Annotated in this window: 23 protein-coding genes; 11 read left to right on the forward strand and 12 right to left on the reverse strand. The window is 72.9% G+C overall.

All coding sequences use genetic code 11. From position 1 onward, the window contains the following. Window positions 1-114 precede the first annotated feature (114 nt). Genes egtA through egtD form a run of 4 tightly spaced genes read left to right on the forward strand, consistent with a single transcriptional unit; the run spans window position 115 to window position 4,530 of the window. Window positions 115-1,416, forward strand: coding sequence for an ergothioneine biosynthesis glutamate--cysteine ligase EgtA (gene egtA, locus ACFW01_RS27250; RefSeq protein ID WP_384507559.1), 1,302 nt, complete (start codon window positions 115-117; stop codon window positions 1,414-1,416). Continuing rightward, the gene (egtB, locus tag ACFW01_RS27255) at window positions 1,413-2,771 is read left to right on the forward strand and encodes an ergothioneine biosynthesis protein EgtB (RefSeq protein ID WP_384507562.1); all 1,359 of its coding nucleotides are present in this window, start codon (window positions 1,413-1,415) and stop codon (window positions 2,769-2,771) included. Before egtA ends, egtB begins: the two co-directional genes overlap by 4 nt. Then, window positions 2,771-3,571 carry an ergothioneine biosynthesis protein EgtC gene (gene egtC / locus ACFW01_RS27260; RefSeq protein ID WP_384507565.1) on the forward strand — a complete coding sequence of 267 codons (801 nt, stop codon included), beginning with the start codon at window positions 2,771-2,773 and terminating at the stop codon, window positions 3,569-3,571. Before egtB ends, egtC begins: the two co-directional genes overlap by 1 nt. Beyond that, window positions 3,568-4,530: an L-histidine N(alpha)-methyltransferase gene (gene egtD, locus ACFW01_RS27265; protein WP_384507568.1), complete on the forward strand. Its 963-nt coding sequence runs from the start codon at window positions 3,568-3,570 to the stop codon at window positions 4,528-4,530. The genes egtC and egtD overlap by 4 nt, the downstream gene beginning before the upstream one ends. A 12-nt stretch (window positions 4,531-4,542) precedes the next feature. Here the strand turns inward: egtD and ACFW01_RS27270 are convergent, their stop codons facing one another. Then, window positions 4,543-5,811, reverse strand: a complete 1,269-nt coding sequence (locus ACFW01_RS27270) for an extracellular solute-binding protein (RefSeq protein WP_384507571.1) — start codon at window positions 5,809-5,811, stop codon at window positions 4,543-4,545. Window positions 5,812-6,068: 257 nt separating this feature from the next. Between ACFW01_RS27270 and ACFW01_RS27275 the strand changes: the two genes are divergently transcribed. Continuing rightward, on the forward strand, window positions 6,069-6,284 hold the full coding sequence (locus tag ACFW01_RS27275; RefSeq protein WP_384507574.1) for a dodecin: 216 nt from the start codon (window positions 6,069-6,071) through the stop codon (window positions 6,282-6,284). A 26-nt stretch (window positions 6,285-6,310) separates the two neighbouring features. On the opposite strand, the gene ACFW01_RS27280 is transcribed toward ACFW01_RS27275, so the two are convergent. Continuing rightward, complete coding sequence (locus ACFW01_RS27280) at window positions 6,311-6,802, reverse strand: hypothetical protein (protein ID WP_234955597.1); 492 nt, start codon at window positions 6,800-6,802, stop codon at window positions 6,311-6,313. A gap of 59 nt (window positions 6,803-6,861) precedes the next feature. Here ACFW01_RS27280 and ACFW01_RS27285 point away from each other — a divergent pair, with 59 nt between their 5' ends. Both ACFW01_RS27285 and ACFW01_RS27290 read left to right on the forward strand, forming a co-directional pair. Further along, window positions 6,862-7,881 carry an LLM class flavin-dependent oxidoreductase gene (locus ACFW01_RS27285; protein ID WP_234955596.1) on the forward strand — a complete coding sequence of 340 codons (1,020 nt, stop codon included), beginning with the start codon at window positions 6,862-6,864 and terminating at the stop codon, window positions 7,879-7,881. A gap of 61 nt (window positions 7,882-7,942) precedes the next feature. Then, entirely contained in the window at window positions 7,943-10,288 is a 2,346-nt protein-coding gene (locus tag ACFW01_RS27290) for an ATP-binding cassette domain-containing protein (RefSeq protein ID WP_384507578.1), read from the forward strand. Between the two features lie 45 nt (window positions 10,289-10,333). Here ACFW01_RS27290 and ACFW01_RS27295 read toward each other — a convergent pair whose 3' ends face one another. The 6 genes from ACFW01_RS27295 to ACFW01_RS27320 form a co-directional block, all read right to left on the reverse strand. Beyond that, on the reverse strand, window positions 10,334-11,311 hold the full coding sequence (locus ACFW01_RS27295; protein WP_384507581.1) for a DUF2382 domain-containing protein: 978 nt from the start codon (window positions 11,309-11,311) through the stop codon (window positions 10,334-10,336). 72 nt (window positions 11,312-11,383) lie between these two features. Continuing rightward, window positions 11,384-12,220 carry a lysophospholipid acyltransferase family protein gene (locus ACFW01_RS27300; protein ID WP_234955593.1) on the reverse strand — a complete coding sequence of 279 codons (837 nt, stop codon included), beginning with the start codon at window positions 12,218-12,220 and terminating at the stop codon, window positions 11,384-11,386. Continuing rightward, complete coding sequence (locus tag ACFW01_RS27305; RefSeq protein ID WP_234955592.1) at window positions 12,220-12,990, reverse strand: GNAT family N-acyltransferase; 771 nt, start codon at window positions 12,988-12,990, stop codon at window positions 12,220-12,222. Before ACFW01_RS27305 ends, ACFW01_RS27300 begins: the two co-directional genes overlap by 1 nt. Window positions 12,991-13,255: 265 nt before the next feature. Beyond that, window positions 13,256-14,002 carry a succinate dehydrogenase/fumarate reductase iron-sulfur subunit gene (locus tag ACFW01_RS27310; RefSeq protein WP_122615354.1) on the reverse strand — a complete coding sequence of 249 codons (747 nt, stop codon included), beginning with the start codon at window positions 14,000-14,002 and terminating at the stop codon, window positions 13,256-13,258. After that, window positions 13,999-15,948, reverse strand: a complete 1,950-nt coding sequence (locus tag ACFW01_RS27315; RefSeq protein ID WP_234955589.1) for a fumarate reductase/succinate dehydrogenase flavoprotein subunit — start codon at window positions 15,946-15,948, stop codon at window positions 13,999-14,001. Before ACFW01_RS27315 ends, ACFW01_RS27310 begins: the two co-directional genes overlap by 4 nt. A gap of 1 nt (window position 15,949) precedes the next feature. After that, window positions 15,950-16,621, reverse strand: a complete 672-nt coding sequence (locus tag ACFW01_RS27320) for a succinate dehydrogenase (RefSeq protein WP_234956168.1) — start codon at window positions 16,619-16,621, stop codon at window positions 15,950-15,952. Between the two features lie 131 nt (window positions 16,622-16,752). Between ACFW01_RS27320 and ACFW01_RS27325 the strand changes: the two genes are divergently transcribed. Next, a complete protein-coding gene (locus ACFW01_RS27325) occupies window positions 16,753-17,637 on the forward strand; it encodes a LysR substrate-binding domain-containing protein (RefSeq protein WP_234955586.1) in 885 nt (294 codons plus the stop codon). 130 nt (window positions 17,638-17,767) lie between these two features. Here ACFW01_RS27325 and rmdA read toward each other — a convergent pair whose 3' ends face one another. The 4 genes from rmdA to ACFW01_RS27345 form a co-directional block, all read right to left on the reverse strand. Then, complete coding sequence (rmdA, locus tag ACFW01_RS27330) at window positions 17,768-19,912, reverse strand: cyclic Di-GMP phosphodiesterase RmdA (RefSeq protein WP_384507588.1); 2,145 nt, start codon at window positions 19,910-19,912, stop codon at window positions 17,768-17,770. Continuing rightward, complete coding sequence (locus ACFW01_RS27335) at window positions 19,909-20,721, reverse strand: SAM-dependent methyltransferase (RefSeq protein WP_234955581.1); 813 nt, start codon at window positions 20,719-20,721, stop codon at window positions 19,909-19,911. The genes rmdA and ACFW01_RS27335 overlap by 4 nt, the downstream gene beginning before the upstream one ends. 214 nt (window positions 20,722-20,935) lie before the next feature. Next, window positions 20,936-21,883, reverse strand: a complete 948-nt coding sequence (locus ACFW01_RS27340) for an SCO0930 family lipoprotein (RefSeq protein ID WP_384507606.1) — start codon at window positions 21,881-21,883, stop codon at window positions 20,936-20,938. 381 nt (window positions 21,884-22,264) lie between these two features. Next, entirely contained in the window at window positions 22,265-22,438 is a 174-nt protein-coding gene (locus ACFW01_RS27345; RefSeq protein ID WP_384507592.1) for a hypothetical protein, read from the reverse strand. Window positions 22,439-22,646: 208 nt separating this feature from the next. Between ACFW01_RS27345 and ACFW01_RS27350 the strand changes: the two genes are divergently transcribed. From ACFW01_RS27350 to ACFW01_RS27360, 3 genes are all read left to right on the forward strand, one after another. Continuing rightward, window positions 22,647-22,778 carry a hypothetical protein gene (locus tag ACFW01_RS27350; protein WP_384507595.1) on the forward strand — a complete coding sequence of 44 codons (132 nt, stop codon included), beginning with the start codon at window positions 22,647-22,649 and terminating at the stop codon, window positions 22,776-22,778. A gap of 15 nt (window positions 22,779-22,793) precedes the next feature. Beyond that, on the forward strand, window positions 22,794-23,558 hold the full coding sequence (locus ACFW01_RS27355) for a DUF4239 domain-containing protein (RefSeq protein ID WP_234955576.1): 765 nt from the start codon (window positions 22,794-22,796) through the stop codon (window positions 23,556-23,558). A 191-nt stretch (window positions 23,559-23,749) separates the two neighbouring features. Next, window positions 23,750-24,274 (forward strand): hypothetical protein, encoded by a 525-nt coding sequence (locus ACFW01_RS27360; RefSeq protein WP_384507599.1) that lies wholly within the window; start codon window positions 23,750-23,752, stop codon window positions 24,272-24,274. The last annotated feature ends 48 nt before the right edge of the window (window positions 24,275-24,322 follow it).

A 24,322-nucleotide genomic window follows, 5' to 3' on the forward strand; every position in this document is an offset into this window, starting at 1 on the left:
CCGAAATGCATCCTTGTGCGGACCGGCACGAGGGTCTTGGGTGGGACGAGTGTGCCGACCCGGCCCACCTGATCATGGGTCGGCGGCATGGTGGAATCTCAGGAGGATCCCGACATGTCCGATTCGGTTGGTGGCTGTATCCGGCCACGTACCGCCGTCAGTGAGGCCGAGGTCGAGGCGCTGGTCCACGGCATCTGCTTCAAGACCGGTCCGCCCAGGCTCCTCGGTGTCGAGGTGGAATGGCTGGTCCACGAGCTGCGCGCGCCGCGGCTCCCCGTATCACCCGAACGGCTCCAGGCGGTGTACACCGCGCTGCGGGCCGTGCCCCTGAGGTCGGCGCTGACCGTCGAACCAGGTGGCCAGCTGGAGCTGAGTTCGCTCCCCGCGGCCTCCCTGATGGAGTGCGTCCGTACCGTCTCCGCCGACCTGGACGCCGTCCGCGCGGTCCTGCGCGAGGACGGCCTCGCCCTCGTCGGCCTCGGCCACGATCCCTGGCACGAGCCCCGCCGCTTCCTGCGGCAGCCGCGCTACGACGCGATGGAGACCTGTCTCGACCGTACCGGCCCCGCCGGGCGCTTCATGATGTGCACCTCCGCGTCCGTGCAGGTCTGCGTGGACGCCGGGCAGGAGGAACCCGGCCCGCTGGGGTACGTACGCCGCTGGTGGCTGGCCCACCAGCTGGGCGCGGTCCTGGTGGCCGCGTTCGCCAACTCCCCGCTGGCCGGCGGCCGGCCCACCGGCTGGCGGTCCACCCGGCAGCTGCGGTGGGCCCAGATCGGCGCCGAGCGTGCGGGCGGCCCGCCGCTCGACTCCGACCCGCGCGGCGCCTGGACCCGGCACGTCCTGGACGCCCCGGTGATGTGCGTGCGCAACGACGGCGGGCCCTGGGACGTACCGGAGGGGATGACCTTCCGGGAGTGGACCAGGAACCGGGCGCCCAGGCCGCCGGCCCGGGAGGACCTCGACTACCACCTGACCACGCTGTTCCCGCCGGTCAGGCCGCGCGGTCACCTGGAGCTGCGCATGATCGACGCGCAGCCGGGGGACGACGGCTGGATCGTGCCGCTGGCCGTGACGGCGGCGCTGTTCGACGATCCGGAGGCCACCGAGACCGCCTACCGGGCCGTCAAGCCGCTCGCCGAGCGCACCCTCGGCCTGCCCGGCCCGCACAACCCGCTCTACGAGGACGCCGCGCGTGACGCCCTCACCGATCCGGAGCTGCGGGAGGCGGCCGTCACCTGCTTCACGGCCGCGCTCGACGCGCTGCCCCGGCTCGGCGCCACGACCGAGGTCACCGACGCCGTCGCCGGGTACCTGGAGCGTTACGTCCGCAGGGGCCGCTGCCCCGCCGACGATCTGCTGGAGATGCCGGACGGCGCGAGCCGTGGCCCGCACGGGAGGGAGACCCGCTCATGACCGACCCCGCCATGGACACCGCCACCGACACCCCCACCGCCGCCGACCCCGGCGACGGCGACGCGCTGCGCGAGCGGGCCCTGTCCGCGCTGGTCCGGGCACGCGCCCGCACCACGCTGCTGACCAGCTGCGTGGAGGGGCCCGACCTCACCGGCCAGGTGTCGCCGCTGATGTCCCCGCTGGTCTGGGACCTGGCGCACATCGGCAACCAGGAGGAGCAGTGGCTGCTGCGCGCGGTGGGCGGGCAGCAGGCGATACGGCCGGAGATAGACAGCCTGTACGACGCCTTCGAGCATCCGCGCGCCGAGCGGCCCCGGCTGCCGCTGCTGTCGCCCGCCGAGGCCCGCGGGTACGCCGCCGACGTGCGCGGACGGGCACTGGACGTGCTGGAGGGGGCCGCGTTCCACGGGACCCGGCTGACCGAGGCCGGTTTCGCCTTCGGGATGATCGCCCAGCACGAGCAGCAGCACGACGAGACGATGCTGATCACCCACCAGCTGCGCAAGGGCCCGCAGGCGCTGACCGCCCCGGACCCGGACCCGGCGGGGCTGTTCACCGGCCCGTCGGAGGTCCTGGTGCCCGGGGGGCCGTTCACGATGGGCACCTCGACCGAGCCGTGGGCGCTGGACAACGAACGGCCCGCGCACCGGCGGGAGGTGGCGCCGTTCTTCCTCGACACCACGCCGGTGACCAACGGCGCGTACCGGGCGTTCATCGACGACGGCGGCTACGACGACCCGCGCTGGTGGGCGCCGGAGGGCTGGGACCACATCCGCCGGCACTCCATCACCGCCCCGCTGTTCTGGCGCCGCGACGGCGGGCAGTGGCTGCGGCGCCGCTTCGGGGTCACCGAGGTGGTGCCGGCGGACGAGCCGGTGCTGCACGTGTGCTGGTACGAGGCCGACGCGTACGCCCGCTGGGCCGGCCGCCGGCTGCCCACCGAGGCCGAGTGGGAGAAGGCGGCCCGCCACGACCCGGCCGGCGACCGCACCGCCCGCTACCCGTGGGGCGACGCCGATCCGGGCCCGGAGCACGCCAATCTCGGCCAGCGCCATCTGCGCCCGGCGCCCGCGGGCAGCTACCCGGCCGGTGAGTCGCCGCTGGGCGTCCGGCAGCTGATCGGCGACGTGTGGGAGTGGACGTCGAGCGATTTCGCCCCGTACCCGGGGTTCAAGGCGTTCCCGTACAAGGAGTACTCCGAGGTGTTCTTCGGTCCCGAGTACAAGGTGCTGCGCGGCGGTTCGTTCGCCGTGGACGCGGTGGCCTGCCGGGGGACGTTCCGCAACTGGGACTACCCGATCCGGCGGCAGATCTTCTCCGGGTTCCGCACCGCGCGGTCGGCGGAGGTCGCCTGATGTGCCGGCACCTCGCGTACACCGGCCCCGAGGAGCCGCTCGGCCGGCTTCTGGTGGCCCCGCCGCACGGCCTCTACCGCCAGTCGTGGGCGCCCCGGCACCAGCGGTACGGCACGGTCAACGCCGACGGGTTCGGCGTCGGCTGGTACGCCGCGGGCGACCCGGTGCCGGCCCGGTACCGGCGGGCCGGGCCGATCTGGGCGGACCAGTCCTTCGCCGACCTGGCCCGGGTGGTGCGCACCGGGACGCTGCTGGCCGCCGTACGGGACGCCACGCTGGCGGGCGCCGACGCGGAGGCCGCGGCCGCGCCCTTCGCGGCGGACACCTGGCTGTTCAGCCACAACGGAGCCGTGACCGGCTGGCCGGGCTCGCTGGCAGTAGTGGCCGGGACGCTGCCGGCCGGGGAGCTGCTCTCGCTGGAGGCCCGCAACGACTCGGCGCTCGTGTGGGCGCTGGTGCTGGCCCGGCTGCGGGCCGGGGACGACGAGGGCCGGGCACTGGCCGAGACGGTGCTGGAGGTCGCCGCGGCGGCCCCCGGCTCGCGGCTCAACCTGCTGCTCACCGACGGCGCCGCGATCACGGCGACCACCTGGGGCGACACCCTGTGGTACCTGACCCGGCCCGGCGGCGGCACGGTCGTCGCCTCGGAGCCGTACGACGACGACCCGCACTGGCAGGAGGTCCCCGACCGCACGCTGCTCGTGGCGGGCCGCACGGAGGTGCAGCTCACCCCGCTGAAGGAACCGGGCGATCCCGCCCCCGCAGACGCATTCGCCTCTCCCAAGGAGCCCCGCACGTGAGCCAGTTCCGACTGACCCGCACCCTGCCCGAGGACGCCACGGGCGCCGCCCTGCGCGCCGACGTCCTGGCGGGCCTGACGAGCACGCCCAAGTGGCTGCCGCCCAAGTGGTTCTACGACGCGCGGGGCAGCGAGCTGTTCGAGGAGATCACCGCGCTGCCCGAGTACTACCCGACCCGGGCCGAACGGGAGATCCTCGTCGACCGGGCCGGCGACATCGCCGCGGCGACCGGCGCCCGGACCCTGGTGGAGCTGGGCTCCGGCTCCTCGGAGAAGACCCGGTTCCTGCTCGACGCGCTGACCGGCCTGCGCGGCTACGTGCCGGTCGACGTCAGCGAGAGCGCCCTCACCCAGGCCGGGGAGGCGATCGCCGGCGAGCGGCCGGACCTCCAGGTGCACGCGCTGATCGCCGACTTCACCGGCGGGCTGACGCTGCCCGACACACCGGGCCCCCGGCTGGTGGCGTTCCTCGGCGGCACGATCGGCAACCTGCTGCCGGACGAACGCGCCGCGTTCCTGTCCGCCGTGCGCGCCCTGCTCTACCCGGGGGACGCCCTGCTGCTGGGCACGGACCTGGTCAAGGACGAGGGGGTGCTGGTCCGGGCGTACGACGACGCGGCCGGGGTGACCGCCGAGTTCAACAAGAACGTGCTGTCCGTGATCAACCGGGAGCTGGAGGCCGACTTCGCGCCCACCGCCTTCGAGCACGTGGCGCGGTGGAACGCGGAGCGGGAGTGGATCGAGATGCGGCTGCGTTCGCGCGCCGCGCAGACGGTCAAGGTCCAGGCGCTCGACCTGGCCGTGGACTTCGCGGACGGGGAGGAGCTGCGTACCGAGGTGTCCGCGAAGTTCCGGCGGGAGGGCGTGCGGGCCGAAATCGCCGCGGCCGGGCTGGATCTGACCCACTGGTGGACCGACGGCGAGGACCGGTTCGCGCTGTCGCTGAGCGTGGTGCGCTGAACCGGCGCGGGCTCAGCGGGCGTTGACGTCCAGCAGTTCGGTGATGCGGTCGGAGGCCCGCCGGGCCTCCGACTTCGCGTCGGACCCGGAGAGCACCTTCGTCATGTAGTCCTTGATCGGGTTGTCCGCCTCCACGGCGCCCCAGCGGGGAGTCCCGGGGGTGGCCCGGCCCTGGGCCGCGCCGGCCGCCATGGCCTCGGCGCCCTCCTCACCGGCGACGGCCTCGGCGAGGGACGTCTTGTTGGGGACGTAGTTCATGGTGCGGGCCAGGTCGGTGTTCCACTTGGCGCCGGCCAGCGCGTCGACCACGGCGAGGGCGCCCTCGTGTTCGTCGGCGTTCTTCGGGACGACGAGGTCGGAGCCGCCGGTGAAGACGGCGCCGGGCTCGTCGGACGTCTTGCCGGGCACCGGGAAGAAGCCCAGCTCGCCCTTGAGTTCGGGGTTCGCGCGGACGATGGACTGGGCGAGGCCGGGCACCGCGACGATCTGCGCGACCTGGCCCTTGGCGAACACGTCGCCCTGCGGGGGGTGTTCCTCGTCGGCGTCGACCGGGCCGTCGCCGAGAGCCTGCAGTTCCCGGTAGAAGTCCATGCCGCGCAGGGCGGCCGCGGAGTCCAGGGCGCCCGTCCAGGTGCCGCCGTCACCGGCCTGGGCGGCCAGCTCGCCGCCCTCGTCCCAGATGAAGCCGGAGAGCGTGTACCAGTCCTGTCCGGCGAGGTAGATGCCCTGGCGGCCGTCCGCGTCGAGCTTCTCGGTGGTGGCGATCCACTCCTCGCGGCTGCGGGGCGGTTCGGCGACGCCGGCCTGCTCGAAGAGGTCCTTGCGGTAGATGACGACGCGATTGGCGGCGTACCAGGGGATGCCGAACTGCTGGGACATGTACTGTCCGGGTTCGGCGAGGCCCGGCAGCCAGTCGCGGATGCCCCAGTCGCGCATCGACTCCAGGGTCAGGTCCTGGAGCCGGCCGCCCTCCGCGTACTGCGGCACCTGGGTGTTGCCGACCTCGATGACGTCCGGCCCGTCCGTGCCGTCGCCCTTCAGCGCGGTCTGCACCTTGTCGCCGATGCCGGTCCACTCCTGGATGCGGATGTCCAGGTCGAGTTCGGGGTGGCCCTTCTCGAAGTCCTCGGTGAACCGCCGCAGGAAGTCCTGCGAGGCACTGTCCTTCATCAGCCACACGGTGACGGTGCGCCGCTCGCTCCCGCCGTCCTGCGAGATCAGTCCGCAGCCGCTGAGCAGGGAGGCGGACACACAGAACAGGGCGAGGGAGCGTCGTCTCACGAGGGGTCCTTCTGTCTGACGGACAGGGGGCGGAGGCGGACAGGGATGTCCTGCGCACGCGGAGGGAGACCCGACATGGGGGGCGAGCCCTAGGCTCGAACGGGTGTCTGGAATTTTGGTATGTACCAATAGGAGGGGTCAAGGGGGTGACGCAGGGTTACCCGCCCGGGAGGGCGATGCCTCGCGCTCCGCCGTGACTTGGGGCACGGTGGAGTGACGCACGACACACCGCCGCCCGCGCGGAAGGGAGCACCCGCATGTCGAACCACACCTACCGGGTCACCGAGATCGTCGGCACCTCGCCGGACGGCGTCGACCAGGCCGTCCGCAACGGCGTCAGGCGCGCCCAGCGGACGCTGCGCAACCTGGACTGGTTCGAGGTGACCCAGGTGCGCGGCCAGATCGAGGGCGGCGAGGTCGCGCACTGGCAGGTCGGCCTCAAGGTCGGCTTCCGCCTGGAGGAGTCGGACTGAGCCCTCGGCCGCGCCTCACCGGACGGTCAGGTGCGCCCCTCGCGCTCCTGCGCCACCCGCAGCTCGGCCGAACGCTGCGCCCAGCGCGCCCGGACGACGGCGAAGCCGGCCCGCGCGGCGTCGTCGCAGACCAGCTCGTCGTCGTCGACGAGGACCCGGACCTCGCGGGTGCGGGCGAGCCGCCGCAGGATCTCCAGCTTGGTGCGCCGGGCGGGCCGCCGGTCGGCGTTGCCCCGCATGTGCACGGGCCCCTCGGGCAGGCCGTGCGCGGCCAGCCAGTCGAGCGTGTCGCGGCGGCAGCGCTCGGGCCGCCCGGTCAGATAGACGATCTCGCACTCCTCGGCGCGCTCGCGCACCAGCGCGACGCCCTCCGCGAGCGGCGGATCGTGCGGGGCGGCGGCGAAGAACGCATCCCAGTCGCGCGGCCGGCGCTCCAGGAAGCGCTGCCGGTGCGCGGTGTCCGCGAGGGTGTTGTCCAGGTCGAACACGGCCACCGGGGGCCTGCTGCTGTCGGTCACCCGACCACACTAGAACGCGGCACCGGGAATCTGTGCGGGCCCCGGACGTTGAACCGGATGTGACCTCGACGATCGCCACCACACGCTTCTCCGTCCTCGACCGCTCCCGCATCCGGGCCGGCCGGACCGCGGCCGAGGCGCTGCGCGACACCGTGGAGCTGGCACGGGAGGCGGAACGGCTCGGTTACCACCGGTTCTGGGTATCGGAGCACCACGGCGTGCCCGGGGTGGCGGGCTCGGCGCCGACCGTGCTCGCGGCCGCGGTGGCCGGCGCCACCAGCCGCGTACGCGTCGGCACCGGGGGCGTGATGCTGCCCAACCACCGGCCGCTGGTGGTGGCCGAGCAGTTCGGCGTGCTGGAGTCGCTCTTCCCCGGCCGGATCGACATGGGTCTCGGCCGCTCGGTGGGCTTCACCGACGGGGTCCGCCGGGCGCTGGGCCGCGACAAGGACGACGCCGACGACTTCGAGGGGCAACTGGCCGAGCTGCTGGGCTGGTTCGGCGGCACCTCCCCGACCGGCGCGCACGCCCGCCCCGCCGAGGGGCTGACCGTTCCGCCCTTCGTCCTGGCGATGGGCGAGGGCGCGGCCGTGGCGGCCCGCGCGGGCCTGCCGATGGTCATCGGCGACCTGCGCGACCGCGACCGCATGCGCCGGGGCATCGACCGCTACCGGGCCGGGTACCGCCCCTCCGAGTGGAGCCCGGAGCCGTACGTCGTCGTGTCCGGCACCGTCGCCGTGGCCGGCACCCCCGACGCGGCCCGGCGGCTCCTGGTCCCGGAGGCCTGGTCCATGGCCCACGCACGCACCCGCGGCACCTTCCCGCCCCTGCCCCCGGCCGAGGAGGTCGAGGCGCGGACAATGACCGCCAAGGAACGCGACCTGTACGAGTCCGGTCTCGCCGGGCACATCGCCGGCACCGAGGAGCAGGTCGCCGACGCGCTGGAGACGCTGGTGAGGGAGACCGGCGCCCAGGAGGTGCTGGTGACCACCAGCACGTACGACCGCGGGGCGCTGCTGGACTCCTACCGGCGGCTCGCCCGCGTCGTCGGAGCGGGCACGGCGGCCGCCCCGGCATAGAATCGCGGGGTTTGTCCCCCGCTCCCCCGCCGTGACCGAAGACCGTACGGAGTTCCCCTCGATGCACAGCCCCCACGACCCGTACGTCCGGGTGCGCGACGCCCGCGAGCACAACCTCAAGGGCGTGGACGTGGACGTCCCCCGGGACGTGGTCGCGGTGTTCACCGGTGTCTCCGGGTCCGGGAAGTCGTCGCTGGCCTTCGGGACGGTCTACGCGGAGGCGCAGCGGCGCTACTTCGAGTCGGTCGCGCCGTACGCCCGCCGGCTGATCCACCAGGTCGGCGCGCCGAAGGTGGGCGAGATCACCGGGCTGCCGCCCGCCGTGTCGCTCCAGCAGCGCCGCGCGGCTCCGACGTCCCGGTCCTCGGTGGGCACCGTCACGAACCTCTCCAACTCCCTGCGGATGCTCTTCTCGCGCGCCGGCGACTACCCGCCGGGCGCGGAGCGGATGGACTCCGACGCCTTCTCGCCGAACACGGCGGCCGGGGCCTGCCCCGAGTGCCACGGGCTCGGCAGGGTGCACCGCACGACCGAGGAACTGCTGGTCCCGGACCCCGCGCTGTCGATCCGGGACGGCGCGATCGCCGCGTGGCCGGGCGCCTGGCAGGGCAAGAACCTGCGGGACGTCCTCGACGCGCTCGGGTACGACGTGGACCGGCCCTGGCGCGAGCTGCCCGCCGCCGAGCGCGAGTGGATCCTGTTCACGGACGAGCAGCCCGTGGTCACGGTGCATCCGGTGCGCGACGCGGGCCGCATCCAGCGGCCGTACCAGGGCACGTACATGAGCGCCCGGCGGTACGTGATGAAGACGTTCTCGGACTCCAGGAGCGCCACGCTGCGGGCGAAGGCCGAGCGCTTCCTCACCAGTGCGCCCTGTCCCGTCTGCGGCGGCGGGAGGCTGCGGGCCGAGTCGCTGGCGGTGACCGTCGGCGGCCGGACCATCGCCGAACTGGCCGCGCTGCCGCTCACGGAGCTGGCCGGCGTGCTGCCGACCGAGGGGGAGACGGCGAAGGTGCTCACCGGGGACCTGGTCTCCCGCATCACGCCCGTCGTCGAGCTGGGCCTCGGCTATCTGAGCCTGGACCGCCGGGCGCCCACCCTGTCGGCGGGCGAGCTGCAGCGGCTGCGGCTGGCGACGCAGCTGCGCTCCGGGCTGTTCGGGGTGGTCTACGTCCTCGACGAGCCGTCGGCGGGGCTGCACCCGGCGGACACCGAGGCGCTGCTGACGGTGCTGGAGCGGCTGAAGGCGGCCGGCAACTCGGTGTTCGTGGTGGAGCACCACCTCGGCGTGATGCGCGGCGCCGACTGGATCGTGGACGTCGGCCCGCTGGCGGGCGAGCACGGCGGGCGGGTGCTGTACAGCGGCCCGGTCGCCGGACTGGCGGAGGTCACCGGGTCCGCGACGGCCCGTCATCTCTTCGACCGCTCCCCCGCCCCCGTACGGCGTACGCGAGCACCCCGGGGCACCGTGACGGTCGGTCCGGTCACCCGGCACAACCTGCGCGGGGTGACCGCGGACTTCCCGCTCGGCGTGCTCACCGCGGTGACCGGAGTGTCCGGCTCGGGCAAGTCGACGCTCGTCGGCGAGATCACCGAGGACCTGCCGGGGGTGGGGCGGCTGGTCTCCGTCGACCAGCGGCCGATCGGACGCACCCCGCGCTCCAACCTGGCCACGTACACGGGCCTGTTCGACGTCGTGCGCAAGGTGTTCGCCGCCACCGGCCAGGCCAGGGAGCGCGGGTACGGCGTGGGCCGCTTCTCCTTCAACGTGCCCGGCGGGCGTTGCGAGACCTGCCAGGGCGAGGGGTTCGTCAGCGTCGAACTGCTGTTCCTGCCGAGCACGTACGCACCGTGCCCCGACTGCGGCGGGGCGCGCTACAACCCCGGGACGCTCGAAGTGGCGTACCGGGGACGGAACATCGCCGAGGTCCTCGGCCTCACGGTGGAGGACGCGGCGGAGTTCTTCGCGGACACCGCGCCGGTGGCGCGCAGCCTGGCAGCGCTGCTCGACGTCGGGCTCGGCTATCTGCGGCTCGGCCAGCCCGCCACCGAGCTGTCCGGCGGGGAGGCGCAGCGCATCAAGCTGGCGAGCGAACTCCAGCGGGGCCGCCGCAGCCACACCCTCTACCTCCTCGACGAGCCGACGACCGGTCTGCATCCGGCGGATGTCGAGGTGCTCATGAGGCAGTTGCACGGTCTCGTGGACGCCGGGCACACGGTGGTCGTCGTGGAACACGACATGACCGTGGTGGCGGCCGCCGACCACGTGATCGACCTCGGGCCGGGCGGCGGGGACGCGGGCGGACGGATCGTCGCCGCGGGCACGCCCGCCGAGGTGGCGCGGGCCGGCGGCAGTGCCACCGCGCCCTATCTGGCCCGGGCCCTGGACGGCGGGAGGCGCCGGTGAAGCCGGTTCACCGGCGCTCGTTCTCGCGGTGAGGGCGGGGAACGGTCACTCGCGGCCCCGCGGGATGTCGTCCTCGTCGAAGGACTCGGTCTCGGCCTCGATCCGCTCCTTGCGGACCTGGCCGCGCACCGTCTCGTTCTCGGTGTGCTCCTCCATGGTCATCCGGACGCGCTCCACCGGGACCGCCTCGGTCTCCACGACGGGGCGTTCCGCGTGCAGCGTGATCTCGTGCTCGGCCTCGCTGATCTCCGGCCCGGACAGCGCGTCGCCGCGGTTGGCGTCCGTGATCGGCTCGCGCACCACACGCACTTCCTCGTGCTTCAGGGGCACGGTCTGCTGCACCTCTTCGGTGACCACGTACTTGCGCAGCTTGGCGCGCCCCGTCTCACGTCGTTCGACGCCGACGTGCATCTGCTCCTCGGAGCGGGTCATGGCCTCGTCGTCGCGCAGGCCCGTACGGTCGGGGGCGTCCCGGCGTCCGGCCATTCCGGCCGCGCTGCCCTTGCCCATGTCCGTACCGGTGCCGATGCTCGTGTCGCGGCCCATGCTCGTGTCGCGGCCCATGTCCGTGTCACCGGTCCCACGGGTCGTGCCCGCCAGACCCGCGGCACCCGCCGCGCCGGCGGCACCCGCCGCGCCCGCCGGTCCTGGACCGGCGGCCCAGCGGCCGTCGTCGGTCCGCTCGGCCTCGGACAGCACGCTGTCCCAGTTGATGCCGTAGTAGTCGTAGAGCCGGTGTTCCTCGGTCTCCGACAGATGGCCGCCCGCGTCGACGTCGACACTGGGCGCGCCCTTGACCTGGTCCTTGCCGTAGGGAACCTCTAGGTGGTCCTGCACCAGCGCGGCGTCGCGAATGGGCACGAAGGACTCGCTGGAGCCGAACATGCCCGTCTTGACGCTCACCCACTCGGGGCGCCCGGTCATGTCGTCGAAGAAGACATGCTTGGCGTCGCCGATCTTGTTGCCGTCCCCGTCGTAGACCGGTTGGTCCAGGACGTTGGCGATCTCTTCACGGGTGATCATCTGCCATCACCCTCCTTTCGAGTGCCTGCCTTCCGGTTGTCCGCATCCAGCGATACGGAAACGGCACATACCTCATAAAACACACATACTTTTCGAAGGTGCTTTCCCCAGGTGACCGTGCGGGTCGGCGGGCGGAGCCATCCGCTGGGCCGCCTCCGCCAGGGAGCGGCGGTCGGGGTGGCGGCCCGGCGGTACGACGGGGCACACCTCCACCTCGGCGGTCAGCCCGCGGGCGGATGCCACCCGCCACATCGAGGCGAGCAGGGTGTCCGCGCCGACGAACGCCGGTGCCGTGCTCACCCCCCGCTCCCCGGCCCGGTACCGAAGACGCACCGGCTGGACCGGCACCCCGGCGTCCAGCGCGGCCTGGAACACGGCCCGGCGGTAGGCACCCCCGGCGCGCCCGCACCAGGTGCTGCCCTCGGGGAAGGCGGCGACGGCGGCGCCCGCGCGCAGGGCCAGCGCGAGCGCGGCGACCGTGTCCGGCAGCGCCCGCAGCCGGTCGCGTTCGATGAACAGGACTCCGCCGCGTGCGGCCAGCGCGCCCGCCACCGGCCAGCCCCGGATCTCGCTCTTGGCCAGCATCCTGGCGGGGCGTACGGCGGCCAGCAGCGGGATGTCGAGCCACGAGACGTGGTTGGCGACGAGGAGCAGTCCGCCCGCGGGCGCGGCGGCACCGGTGACGCGGACCCGCACACCCGCGGCCCGCACCACCCACCGGGACCAGTACGCCACCACGGCGGACGGCACCCGCCGCCGGACCGGCGTCAGCACGACCGCGACCGCGGCGAGGACCAGCACGGCGACCGCGGCGAGCCGCAGCACGGCGCGCGGTACGCCCACCGCGGCCCGCGACGGGTCCACGCAGGTCGCCGGGGTGCAGGGGGCGACCGGCAGCCAGGCGCTCATCAGGCCGGGACGAGCGAGAGGAAGTGCCGCAGGTAACGCGGGTCGACCCGGCTCATCGGCAGCAGCACGTACAGGTCGGCGACGCCGAAGTCCACGTCGTGCGCGGGTTCCCCGCAGACCCAGGCACCGAGGCGGAGGTAGCCGCGCAGCAGGGCGGGCAGCTCGGTGCGGGCGGCGGGCGCGGCCGTGCGCGGGATCCACGGCAGCAGCGGCCGCACCCGGTACTCCTCGGGCGCCAGGTGCTTGGCCCGCACCCGGTCCCAGGTGCCGGCGGCGAGCGATCCGCCGTCGGCGAGCGGGAGCGAGCAGCAGCCCGCCAGCCACTCGTGGCCCCGGTCGGTCATGTAGCGGGCTATGCCGGCCCAGATGAGCCCGATGACGGCGCCGTCACGGTGGGCCGGGTGCACGCAGGAGCGGCCGACCTCGACCAGTGAGGGCCGGATCGCGTCGAGCGCCGTGAGGTCGAACTCGCTCTCCGCGTAGAGCCGTCCGGCGACCGCCGCGCGCTCCGGGGGCAGCAGCCGGTAGGTGCCGACGACCTGCCCGGTCGTCTCCTCGCGCACGAGCAGGTGGTCGCAGTACGCGTCGAAGGGGTCGACGTCGTACCCGGGCTGCGCGCTCGCCAGCAGCGCGCCCATCTCCCCGGCAAAGACGTCGTGCCGCAGCCGCTGAGCGGCCCGGACGTCGTCCTCGTCGCGGGCGAGGGCGACCGTGTAGCGGTGGGGTGCGGCGGGCTTGGAGGGACGGTCTGCGGTCAGTACGCCGGTCATGGGTGCTCTCCTGGTCGCGGTGCGGGTCCGCCACAGTTCTTCCGACGCCGGCTGTACTGCGCGTGACCAGTGCCGGGAGACCGGATGTGCGCTTGCTGAATGCCGGGCGCACCAGCGAAACGGGGCCGGGGGGAGCACCTCCCCCGGCCCCGCCCGTCCGCACTTGACGGCGAACGTTCACTGCACGCGCCCCGAAGGGGCGCGTGGAACCGCGCGAGCAGCCACGACGTACCCGCAGCCGCCCGACGACAGCACCCCCACGGCGCTACCGCTGCACCTTCCGCGCGGCCCGCAGCCACTCCTTGTTCATGCTGGTGATGGACATGAGCGGAATCCCCTTGGGACAAGCGGTCGCACACTCACCCGTCAGCGTGCACCCGCCGAACCCCTCCTCATCCATCTGCCCCACCATGTCCAGCACCCGCGTCTCCCGCTCGGGCGCCCCCTGCGGCAGCACGTTCAGATGGTTGACCTTCGCGGACGTGAACAGCATCGCGGCCCCGTTCGGGCACGCGGCCACACACGCCCCGCACCCGATGCACTCGGCGTGCTCGAAGGCGAAGTCGGCGTCCGGCTTGGGCACCGGCGCGGCGTGGGCCTCCGGGGCGGCGCCGGTCGGCGCGGTGATGTAGCCCCCGGCCTGGATGATCCGGTCGAAGGCGGACCGGTCGACGACGAGGTCCTTCACGACCGGAAAGGCCGACGCCCGCCACGGCTCGATGTCGATCGTGTCGCCGTCCTGGAAGGACCGCATGTGCAGCTGGCAGGTGGTGGTGCGCTCGGGTCCGTGCGCGTCGCCGTTGATGACGAGCGAGCAGGCGCCGCAGATGCCCTCGCGGCAGTCGTGGTCGAAGGCGACGGGGTCCTCGCCCTTGAGGATGAGTTCCTCGTTGAGGGTGTCGAGCATCTCCAGGAAGGACATGTCGCGGGAGATCCCGTCCACCTCGTACGTGGACATGGCGCCGTCGGCGTCGGCGTTCTTCTGCCGCCAGACGCGCAGGGTGAGCTTCATGCGTAGCTCCGCTGGGTGGGGTGGACGTACTCGAAGACCAGGTCTTCCTTGTGCAGGGTGGGCGCGTCGCCGGTGCCGGTGAACTCCCAGGCGGCGGCGTAGCCGAACTCGTCGTCCTTGCGGGCCGCCTCGCCGTCGGGGGTCTGGGACTCCTCGCGGAAGTGGCCGCCGCAGGACTCGGAGCGGTGCAGCGCGTCGAGGCACATCAGCTCGGCGAGCTCCAGGTAGTCGACGACGCGGTTGGCCTTCTCCAGGGACTGGTTGAACTCCTCGCCAGTGCCCGGAACCTTGATGCGCCGCCAGAACTCCTCGCGGATCTGCGGGATGCGCTCCAGCGCCTTGCGCAGGCCGGAGTCGGTGCGGGCCATGCCGCAGAACTCCCACATCAGCTCGCCCAGTTCGCGGTGGAAGGAGTCCGGGGTGCGGTCGCCGTCCACGGACAGAAGCAGGTTGAGCCGGTCCTCGGTCTCGGCGACCACTTCCTGCACCGCCGGGTGGTCGTCGTCCACCTCGTCCTTGTGCGGGTTGCGGGCGAGGTAGTCGTTGATGGTGGCCGGGAGGACGAAGTAGCCGTCGGCCAGGCCCTGCATGAGCGCGGAGGCGCCGAGCCGGTTGGCCCCGTGGTCGGAGAAGTTCGCCTCGCCGATCGCGAACAGGCCGGGGACGGTGGTCTGCAGGTCGTAGTCGACCCACAGACCGCCCATCGTGTAGTGCACGGCCGGGTAGATCCGCATCGGCACCCGGTACGGGTCCTCGTCGGTGATCCGCTGGTACATGTCGAACAGGTTGCCGTACTTGGCCTCGACGGCCTTGCGGCCCATCCGCTCGATGGCGTCGGCGAAGTCCAGGTACACGCCCTGGCCGCCGGGGCCGACGCCCCGGCCCTCGTCGCAGACGTTCTTCGCGGCGCGGGAGGCGATGTCGCGGGGGACGAGGTTGCCGAAGGACGGGTAGATGCGCTCCAGGTAGTAGTCGCGCTCGGCCTCGGGGATCTCGTTCGGCGGCCGGTCGTCGCCCTTGGCCTTCGGCACCCAGATCCGGCCGTCGTTGCGCAGCGACTCGCTCATCAGCGTCAGCTTGGACTGGTGGTCGCCGGTGCGCGGGATGCAGGTGGGGTGGATCTGCGTGAAGCACGGGTTGGCGAACCAGGCGCCGCGCCGGTGCGCCCGCCAGACGGCGGTCGCGTTGGAGTTCATGGCGTTGGTCGACAGGTAGAAGACGTTGCCGTAGCCGCCGCTGGCCAGCACGACGGCGTCCGCGAAGTAGGTGTCGATCTTCCCGGTGATCAGGTCCCGGGCGACGATGCCACGCGCCCGCCCGTCCACGACGACCAGGTCGAGCATCTCGGTGCGCGGGTGCATCTCGATGTTGCCGGCCGCGATCTGCCTGCTCAGTGCCTGGTAGGCGCCGAGCAGCAGCTGCTGGCCCGTCTGGCCGCGCGCGTAGAAGGTACGGGAGACCTGGACGCCGCCGAAGGAGCGGGTGTCGAGGAGGCCGCCGTACTCGCGGGCGAAGGGCACGCCCTGCGCGACGCACTGGTCGATGATCTCGACCGAGATCTGCGCCAGCCGGTGCACGTTGGACTCGCGGGAGCGGAAGTCTCCGCCCTTGACCGTGTCGTAGAACAGGCGGTGGATCGAGTCGCCGTCGTTGCGGTAGTTCTTCGCGGCGTTGATGCCGCCCTGCGCGGCGATGGAGTGCGCCCGGCGCGGGGAGTCCTGGTAGCAGAACTGGACGACGCGGTAGCCCTGTTCGGCGAGGGTGGCGCCGGCGGAGCCGCCCGCGAGGCCGGTGCCGACGACGATGACGGTCTGCCTGCGCCGGTTGGCGGGGTTGACCAGCTTCGCCTCGAAGCGGCGCGTGTCCCAGCGCTCGTTGACCGGGCCCTCGGGGGCCTTGGTGTCGGCGACCGGCTCACCGGTCGTGTAGTCGGCGTAGGTTGTCATGTCAGCTCACCACTCCGGTCATGACGCCCACGGGTACGGCGACGAAGCCGGCCGTGAGCAGCAGCGCGAGGACGTTCGCGATGGTCTTCAGGGCGCGGTCGCGGGTGCGGCTGCCGACGCCGAGGGTCTGGGCGGCGCTCCACAGGCCGTGCCGGACGTGGAAGCCGAGGGCGACCACGGCGGCGATGTAGACGACGTTGCCGTACCACGTGGAGAACGTGTCGATGATGTTCTGGTACGGGCGCAGGTGCTCGTAGCCGCCCGGGTGCACGGTGCCGGTCGTCAGGTCGAGGATGTGCCAGACGATGAACAGGCCGAGGATGATCCCGCCCCAGCGCATCGTGCGGGTGGCGAAGCTCTTGCCCGCCTTCTTGTGCGCGTACTTGGTGGGGCGCGCCCTGATGTCGCGGCGGCTCAGCTGGTACGCGGAGGTGGCGTGCGCGACCACGGCGGCCACGAGGACGACACGGATCAGCCAGAGCGTCCACTCGTAGTGCATGAACGGCTCGCCGACGGTACGCAGCCAGTGGGCGTAGTGATTGATCTCCTCCGGCCCGAAGAAGATCTTCAGGTTCCCGATCATGTGGGCGACCAGGTAGAGCAGCATGACGAGACCGCTGACCGCCATCACTGTCTTCTTGCCGACGGTCGAGTCCCACACGGTGCGCGCCATGGACGGCCGTCGGTCCGTCCGCGTTGCCAGAGCCATGTCACAGGACGTTACGGGGAGGGCGCCCCATCGGTCCAAGACATGGTCTGCCTGGATTCCATAGGCACTCTCTATCGGCGGCGTATGCTCGCCGTATGCAGCTGCAACAGCTTCAGTACTTCGTGGCGGTCGCCGAGACGCGGCACTTCACGCGCGCCGCGGATGCGGTCCACGTGGCGCAGCCGTCGCTGTCCCAGCAGATCAAGGCGCTGGAGCGGGAGCTGGGAGCGGACCTGTTCCTGCGGGCCCGCGGCAACATCACCCTCACCGACGCCGGGGAGGCGCTGCTGCCGCTGGCCCGGCGCATTCTGGCCGACGCGGACACCGCGCGGCACGAGGTGCTGGAGCTGGTGCAACTGCGTCGCGGCCGGGTCCGGCTGGGCGCGACGCCGAGCCTGTGCACCGGGCTGCTGCCGGACGTGCTGCGGGCCTTCCACGACCGCTATCCCGGTATCCAGCTCATGATCGAGGAGGGCGGCTCGCTCGACCTGGTCCGGGAGCTGGCGCGCGGCGCGCTCGACCTCGCGCTGGTCGTGCTCCCCCTGCCCACCGCCTCGCCGGCGCTGACCACGGTGGAGCTGCTGCGGGAGGACCTGGTCGTGGTGTCGTCCCCGGAGTCGGCCCGGCCGGGCGGGGGACGCCGGGCCGTGGACATCGCGGACCTGGAGGGCGAACGCCTGGTGATGTTCCGGCACGGCTACGACCTGCGGGAGCTGACCGTGGCCGCGTGCCGCTCCGCGGGGTTCGAGCCGGACTTCGCGGTGGAGGGCGGGGAGATGGACGCGGTGCTGGGATTCGTCCGGGCCGGGCTGGGGATGGCGGTCGTCCCCCGCATGGTCGCGGCCCGCTCCGGCCGCGGACTCCGGGTGACACCGCTGGCCCGGCCCGGGCTGCACCGGACCATCGCGCTGGCGCACCGTAGCGATGTGGCTCCGCCTCGGGCGGCTCGGGAGTTGCAGCGGATGCTGCTGGAGCGGTGACGGGTCTTTGCCTGCGGGCCCGGGGGCGCCGTTGTCGTTCAGCGCCGTCCGGGGCCGCGGGTGCGTTGTGGCTGGTCGCGCCCACGCGGCGGAGCCGCATCATGTCAGAGCCCCGCGCCCCTTCGGGGCGCTACGCCGTCGCGTCCACCAGGGCCAGTTCGTGGAGCCGGTCCGGGGGGCCGGGGCGGGCGTAGTACCAGCCCTGGGCCGTGTCGCAGCCCAGTATGCGGAGCTGTTCCGCCTGGGCGCCGGTCTCCACGCCCTCGACGGTGACCGAGAGGTCGAGGCTGTGGGCCAGGGCGACGATGCCCTCGACGATCTTGAGGTCCACGGGGTCGGCGGGGAACCGCTGCATGCTCTGCGTGAAGGAACGGTCCAGCTTGAGGACGCTCACCGGCAGCCTGCGCAGGTTGGCGAGGTTGGAGTAGCCGGTGCCGAAGTCGTCCAGGGCGATGTCGACGCCCATCTCGGCCAACCGGCGCAGCGGCTTGAGCAGGTCGTCGTCCGCCCCGATCAGCGCCGACTCCGTCACCTCCAGGCACAGCGCGTCGGGCGCGACCCCGGTCCGCTCCAGGATCTCGACGGTGTCCTGGACCAGGCCCGGGTGGGTGAGCTGGCAGGGCGAGAGGTTGACGTTGATGCGCAGCGGGCCCGCCGCGGTCGTCTCGCCGTACCGTTCCCGCCAGGCGCGGGCCTGCCGCACGGACTGCTCCAGGACCCAGCGGCCCAGCGGCACGATCAGCCCGGTGTGCTCGGCGAGCGGAATGAAACGGTCCGGGCCGAGCACCCCGTGCTGCGGGTGCAGCCAGCGCACCAGGGCCTCCGCGCCGCGCACACTGCCGTCGCCGAGGTGGACCAGCGGCTGGTACTCGATGAAGAACTCACCGCGCTCCAGTGCGGCCGGCAGCGCGGTGGTGAGCCCGTGCCGGGTGATGACGCGCGCGTCGGCCTCCGGGTCGGCCAGCTCGAAGCGGTTGCCGCCCGCCGACTTGGCCCGGTACATGGTGATGTCGGCGCTGCGCAGGACCTCCGCCGGGCTGCGTTCGCCCGCCGGGCCCTCGACGATGCCGATGCTGCCGCGCACGGTCAGTTCGCGGCCGTCGACGCTGATCGGGGCGAGCAGCGCGTTCATGATGCGGCCGGCCAGCTCGTCGACCTCGTGCCGGGTGTCGGGGCCGGTGGTCAGGGCGACGAACTCGTCGCCGCCGAGCCGGGCGACCATCTCGCCGGGCGCCGTGGCGCAGGCCTGGAGCCGGTCGGCGACCTCCACCAGAAGCCGGTCGCCGGCCGCGTGGCCGAGGCTGTCGTTGACGGTCTTGAAGCCGTCGAGGTCGAGGTAGCACAGGCCGAAGCGCTGGCCCGGGCCGGCGTTCAGGGCCTTCTCCAGGCGTTCGAAGAAGAAGCTCCGGTTGGGCAGCCCGGTGAGCGCGTCGTGCGTGGCCTCGTAGCGCAGCCGCAGGTTGAGCAGCCGCCGCTCCGTGGTGTCCTCCATCAGCGCCAGCTGGTACTGCGGGGTGCCGTCGGCGTCCCGCAGCAGGGAGACGGTCAGGTTGGTCCACAGGACCGTTCCGTCGGGCCGGTAGAAGGCCTTCTCCACGTGGTAGTGCTCGCGCTCGCCGCGCACCAGCTCGTCGTACAGGCGCCAGGTCTGCGGCGCGTCGTCAGGGTGCGTCCACTCGGTCGCCCTGCGACCACCGAGCGTCGGGTCGGCGATGCCGAACATGCGCATCAGCGCGTCGTTGACCTGGAGGACGTTGCCGTCCAGGTCGGCGATGCCGATGCCTATGGCGGCACCCTCGAAGACCGCGCGGAAGCGTGCCTCGCTGGCGTGCAGCGCCTCGGCCACCACGCCCTGCGCCTTCAGGGCGGCCTGTGCGATGGCCTCCTGTTCGGCCAGGGTCCTGGCCCGCAGCGCGCCGGCGTACCCGGCGGCCATCGCGTGCTGGAGCCGCGCCGACCGGGCCCGCAGGCCCTCGGGGTCGCCGTCCTCGCCGCAGTAAAGCACCAGGTAGGCGTCGACGCAGTCGAGCGTCCGGGCGAGCGCCTCGGGGTCGGTGCAGTGGGCGTCGACGAGCGCGGCGCCGACCGCCCGGGCCTCGGCCGCGTCGAGGGCGCGGGCACGCAGGACCTCGCTCAGCCGGCGGGCCAGCGGCAGCAGTTGCTCCTCGAACTCGGGCCGGGTGGACGACGTCGTCGTCACCGGGAACACGGCGCGGCTCCAGATCGTCGCGAACCTGCGCAGTCTGTCCTCCGGCCCGTCCGGCTCCGCCCTCACGCCGTACGTCCCACGCCGGCGAACCCGGAGAACGCGTACGGGTCCTCGTCCTCCGGCGATCCCTCGGGCCGCCAGCGCGGCATCGGAACCAGTCCGGGTTCCACCATGTCGTACCCCTTGAAGAACCGCGCGATGTCGTCGCGCGAACGCATGATCAGCGGATTGCGGATGTCCCGGTACACGTCCACCGCTCCCCCGGCCCGCTCGGCGGGCAGCGGGATTCCCTCGTACGAGGCGTGCGTGAGCACGAGCAGGCTGCCGGGCGCGAGCGCCTCGCTCAGCTCGGCCACCGCCGCGTACGGGTCGTCCGCGTCTTCCACGAAGTGCAGTATGGCAACCAGCAGGAGGGCGACCGGTCGATTCAGGTCGATCAGCCCCCGCACCTGCGGGCTGCTGAGGATCTCCCCCGGTTTGAGGAGGTCCGCCGCCACGACTCCGGCGTCGTCGTTGCCCGCCAGGACGGCCTCGCTGTGGGCGACCGCCACCGGGTCGTGGTCGACGTACACGACGCGGGCGCCGGGGCGCGCGCGTCCGGCGACCTCGTGGACGTTGCCGAAGGTGGGGATGCCGGAGCCGATGTCCAGGAACTGGTCGATGCCCTGTTCGGCCGCGAAGCGCACGGCGCGGCGCATGAACGCCCGGTTCGCCTGCATGATCTTGGGGAGCCCCGGCAGGAACTCCATGGCGCGGCGGGCGGCTTCCCGGTCGACCTCGAAGTTGTGCGAACCGCCCAGGTAGAAGTCGTAGATCCGGGACACGCTGGGCACCGAGATGTCGATGCTGCGGGGGGCCCAGGCGGGACGCTCCATCCAGTTCTCCAAGGCGTAGCCGGTCCGGTGTTCGAGCTGAGGCTACTGATCGCCCGCCAAAGGAGCGAGCCCAAACGGAAATTGACCGTCCGTTCCCGGTCACTGCCTGCGGCACATGCGGGGCACCAAGGCACATCAAAACGCACGAACGGGACCGTCCCCTCCGTCTGGGTACGGAGAGGACGGCCCGCTGCGCGCGCCGAGGGTGGGGCCGCTACTTCTTGGGCGCGCCGACCGGCTTCCCGTCGGGCTTGACGGCGTACCAGGTGCCCCCGACGCCCTGCCCGTTGGTGTCACCGGCCTTCTTGTCGCCGGCGAAGGTGTAGATCGGCCAGCAGTCGATCGTCTGCTGGGCGGCGCCGTCGGGCCGGGTGAAGCTCATCAGGCCCTCCTTCTCCACGCCCTTGGTGTCGTTGGCCTCGACGGGGGCGACGACCGGCCACTTCTCCAGGCAGGCGCCGGTGCACGCCGAGACGGGCTTCGGCCAGGCCTCGTCCTTCATGAAGCGGTAGACGGTCATGCCGTTCTTGTCGACGACGATCTCACCGAGCTTCGGATCCTCGCGGGTGGAGAGTCCGGCCAGGTCGGCGGCCTTGGCCTTCTTGCCGTCGGCGGCGAGCGCGAACCACTTGCCGCCGACCCCCTGGCCCTTGGCGTCCCCGGCGGCGGCGTCCTTGGCGTAGCGGTACGCGGGCCAGCCGCCGATGGTCAGCTGCTTGGTGCCGTCGGGGCGGGTGACCTCGCCGAGCAGGTCCTTGTCGATGCCCTCCCCGGCGAGGGCGTCGTCCGCGGCGACCGGCGGCCAGGCGGTGGCGCAGTCGTTCTCGCAGGTCGTCTTGGGCGGCTTGGCGGTGTCGGCGTCGAAGCGGTAGAGGGTGTGGCCCGCTCCGTCGGTCACCACCTCGCCGATCTCGGCGTTCGTGGACACGGACAGCTTGCCCGCGGGCTCCGGCGCGCTCGCCGAACCCTGGGGCTTGGCCGAGCCGTTGCCGACTCCGTCGCCGGCCCCCGCCCCGATGTCGCCGACGTCGCCGGGCGCGGCCGTGGCGCCCACGTTCTGGCTGCCGGTGGCGGCGCCGCCGTCCTGGCCGCACGCCGTCGTCAGCGCCAGCAGCACCGCAGCGCTCGCCACGAGTGAGGCGCTCCGCCAGGAGGTCTTCATCGTCAATCCCCGATCATCGTGAAGGTGTTGCGGCTCCCGTCCGGGCCGCCGCACGACACTGGGTACGCACGGCGGTGCCGGTTGTGTTCAACGGAGGGCGGGATTCTTTCCGGCGGTCACCGCCGGCCGGTGTCGTACACGGGTGCGGGGTCCGGCGCGGGCGGGCCTGCGGAGGTCAAACCGCCGGCCGGCCCGTGTCCCTCCTTCGGGGCAATCACCGGGCACTCGGGCGTGGCCCGGCGCGCCAGGCTTCATGATCTGCGTCGTGCATGGACCCGAACCGACCCGATCCGCCGCCGGCGGACGGGTGTTGGCCCTGGTGACGCTGACGTTCACGCTCGTAGGCGTACCCGTCGGCACCGCGCAGGCGGACGCCTGCGCCTACGCGTCGACCGGACCGGGCGGTACGCACGCGGTGGCGGTGGCCGGGAGCAGCGCCTCCTGGCCCACCTTCCCGCCGTGCCCACCGCCCTCGCCGACGCCGACGCCGACACCCACTCCCACGCCGACGCCGACGCCGACGCCGACGCCCGAGCCTCCGCCCCCGAAACCCACTCCCCCACCGCCCCCCACACCGAAGCCCCCGCCTCCACCACCCCCCGCCAGACCGGAACCGCCGCCACCACCCCCGTCGCGGCCGGCCCCCGCACGGCCCACACCGACGCCCACGCCGACGCCGAGCCCCACCCCCAGGCCGGCCCCTCCCCCGGCACCGGCCCCCTCCCCGTCGGCCACGCCCGAGCCCAGCCCGTCGCTGAGTCCGGTGCACTACCCGCGCCATCGCGCCGCCCGGCCGGCGCCGCGGTCCTCGCGCGGTGCCACGTCGCCGCTCGTCTTCGTCCTGCTCATCACGGTGCCCGCGGTGGTCGCCGTCGCCGCGCTCCGTGCGCGCTGAATCCTGGAGTCTCTCTTGCCGGAATGGCTTGTTCTCACCCTCGCGATGCTGGCCGCCTGCGCCGTGGTGGTCGTCATCACCCTCCTACGGCACCGCGCGGCGTCCGACGACGAGGACATCACCGAGACCCCGGACGTCATCGAGTACATGACGATGTGGATCGGGGTGGTGTACGCCATCGTCCTGGGCCTGGCCATCGCGGGCGTCTGGGAGGCGCGCAGCGCCGCCCAGGACAACGTGCAGACGGAGGCCGTCGCGCTGCACGAGGTCTCGGAGCGCGTCCGGTCCTATCCGCCCGACGTCCGTGACCGCATCCGGGAGGATGTCAACGCCTATGTCGGACACGTCGTCACCACCGAGTGGAAGGCGATGGCCGACCGCGGCGAGGTGACCGACCGCGGCACCGAGCTGCTCGACCGGGTCCGCGCGGACGTCACCGACTACGAGCCGAGGTCGGACTTCGAGGCCCAGGCGTACCAGCCGCTGGTGGACCAGGTGGCCGCGGCGGACCAGGCCCGCAGCGCCCGCGCGCAGTCGACGGGCGAAACCATGCCGGGGGTGGTGTGGTTCGGGCTGATCGCCGGGGGCGTCATCACGATCGGGATGGTCTTCGCCCTCCAGATCCGGCGCACCACGCGCGAGCTGGTCCTGGCCGGTCTGTTCTCGGCGCTGATCGCGTTCCTGCTCTTCCTCATCTGGGACTTCGACGCCCCCTTCAGCCGAGGGGTCGCCGCGTCGACCGATCCGTTCCTGAGCCTCTTCCCCGATGTGAAGGGCTGAGCCGGGCCAGGGGGCGTCGAGGCGTCCGACTTGCCGTCACCGTCCCCTGGGCGGCCCACAAGGTTGCCCCATTCGCGCGACTGCGATCGCGTCCCCGGGTCCCGTTTCCTAGCGTTTCGGACATCGAGGTGCGTTTTAGGCGCGAGCGGAACAGGTCCGCCGCCGCTCCTCGGGGACCCGGAGGATTCACCATGCGCGCGATACCCGTCGCCTCGGTCGCACTGCTGGGGGTCGCCGCCCTCTCCGCCTGCGTACCGGCCGGGGCCGCCGTGGGCGGACACGACTCGACGTTCGGCTTCACCGTCACCCCCGCTACCGTCGCCCCCGGCGACGAGGTCACGCTGGGGGTGAGCCGCACCGACGCCGGGTGCCGCGGACGGGTCACGGTGACGTCGCCGGTGTTCGACACGGTGACCATCCCGCGGGACGACTACTCGGCGACCGCACGGGTGCACCACGACGCGCGGCGCGGGGCGGTGTACCAGGTGACGTTCGACTGCAGGCACAGGACCGGCACCGTGGACCTGACCATCGCGGGCGGCTCGCACCACTGGACGCCCGAGTCCCACCACCCCAAGGGCGTGCACGCCGGTGAGGGCGGCAGCATCGCGGGACTCGACGTGAAGCAGCTCGGGCTCGGTGCCGCTCTCGTGGCCGGCTCGGTGGGCGTCGCCTACCACCTCTCGCGCCGCCGCTCCGGCGAGGACGGTGCCTGACCCTCCGCGCGCACGGTGCTTCGCCCCGGATCCCGTGAGGATCCGGGG

This window comes from Streptomyces sp. NPDC058985 (genome assembly GCF_042740985.1).
In the GTDB taxonomy this organism is placed as follows: Bacteria; Actinomycetota; Actinomycetes; order Streptomycetales; family Streptomycetaceae; genus Streptomyces.

What these genes read in the sequence shown, in the direction of transcription:
- ACFW01_RS27295 (WP_384507581.1), bottom strand. Translation starts at nt 11,311, where the DNA reads ATGATCACCCGTGAAGAGATCGCCAACGTCCTGGACCAACCGGTCTAC.
- ACFW01_RS27360 (WP_384507599.1), top strand. Translation starts at nt 23,750, where the DNA reads ATGCGCGCGATACCCGTCGCCTCGGTCGCACTGCTGGGGGTCGCCGCC.
- ACFW01_RS27310 (WP_122615354.1), bottom strand. Translation starts at nt 14,002, where the DNA reads ATGAAGCTCACCCTGCGCGTCTGGCGGCAGAAGAACGCCGACGCCGAC.
- ACFW01_RS27300 (WP_234955593.1), bottom strand. Translation starts at nt 12,220, where the DNA reads ATGAGCGCCTGGCTGCCGGTCGCCCCCTGCACCCCGGCGACCTGCGTG.
- ACFW01_RS27305 (WP_234955592.1), bottom strand. Translation starts at nt 12,990, where the DNA reads ATGACCGGCGTACTGACCGCAGACCGTCCCTCCAAGCCCGCCGCACCC.
- ACFW01_RS27325 (WP_234955586.1), top strand. Translation starts at nt 16,753, where the DNA reads ATGCAGCTGCAACAGCTTCAGTACTTCGTGGCGGTCGCCGAGACGCGG.
- ACFW01_RS27340 (WP_384507606.1), bottom strand. Translation starts at nt 21,883, where the DNA reads ATGAAGACCTCCTGGCGGAGCGCCTCACTCGTGGCGAGCGCTGCGGTG.
- ACFW01_RS27315 (WP_234955589.1), bottom strand. Translation starts at nt 15,948, where the DNA reads ATGACAACCTACGCCGACTACACGACCGGTGAGCCGGTCGCCGACACC.
- egtA (WP_384507559.1), top strand. Translation starts at nt 115, where the DNA reads ATGTCCGATTCGGTTGGTGGCTGTATCCGGCCACGTACCGCCGTCAGT.
- egtC (WP_384507565.1), top strand. Translation starts at nt 2,771, where the DNA reads ATGTGCCGGCACCTCGCGTACACCGGCCCCGAGGAGCCGCTCGGCCGG.
- ACFW01_RS27290 (WP_384507578.1), top strand. Translation starts at nt 7,943, where the DNA reads ATGCACAGCCCCCACGACCCGTACGTCCGGGTGCGCGACGCCCGCGAG.
- egtB (WP_384507562.1), top strand. Translation starts at nt 1,413, where the DNA reads ATGACCGACCCCGCCATGGACACCGCCACCGACACCCCCACCGCCGCC.
- ACFW01_RS27335 (WP_234955581.1), bottom strand. Translation starts at nt 20,721, where the DNA reads ATGGAGCGTCCCGCCTGGGCCCCCCGCAGCATCGACATCTCGGTGCCC.
- ACFW01_RS27275 (WP_384507574.1), top strand. Translation starts at nt 6,069, where the DNA reads ATGTCGAACCACACCTACCGGGTCACCGAGATCGTCGGCACCTCGCCG.
- ACFW01_RS27320 (WP_234956168.1), bottom strand. Translation starts at nt 16,621, where the DNA reads ATGGCGCGCACCGTGTGGGACTCGACCGTCGGCAAGAAGACAGTGATG.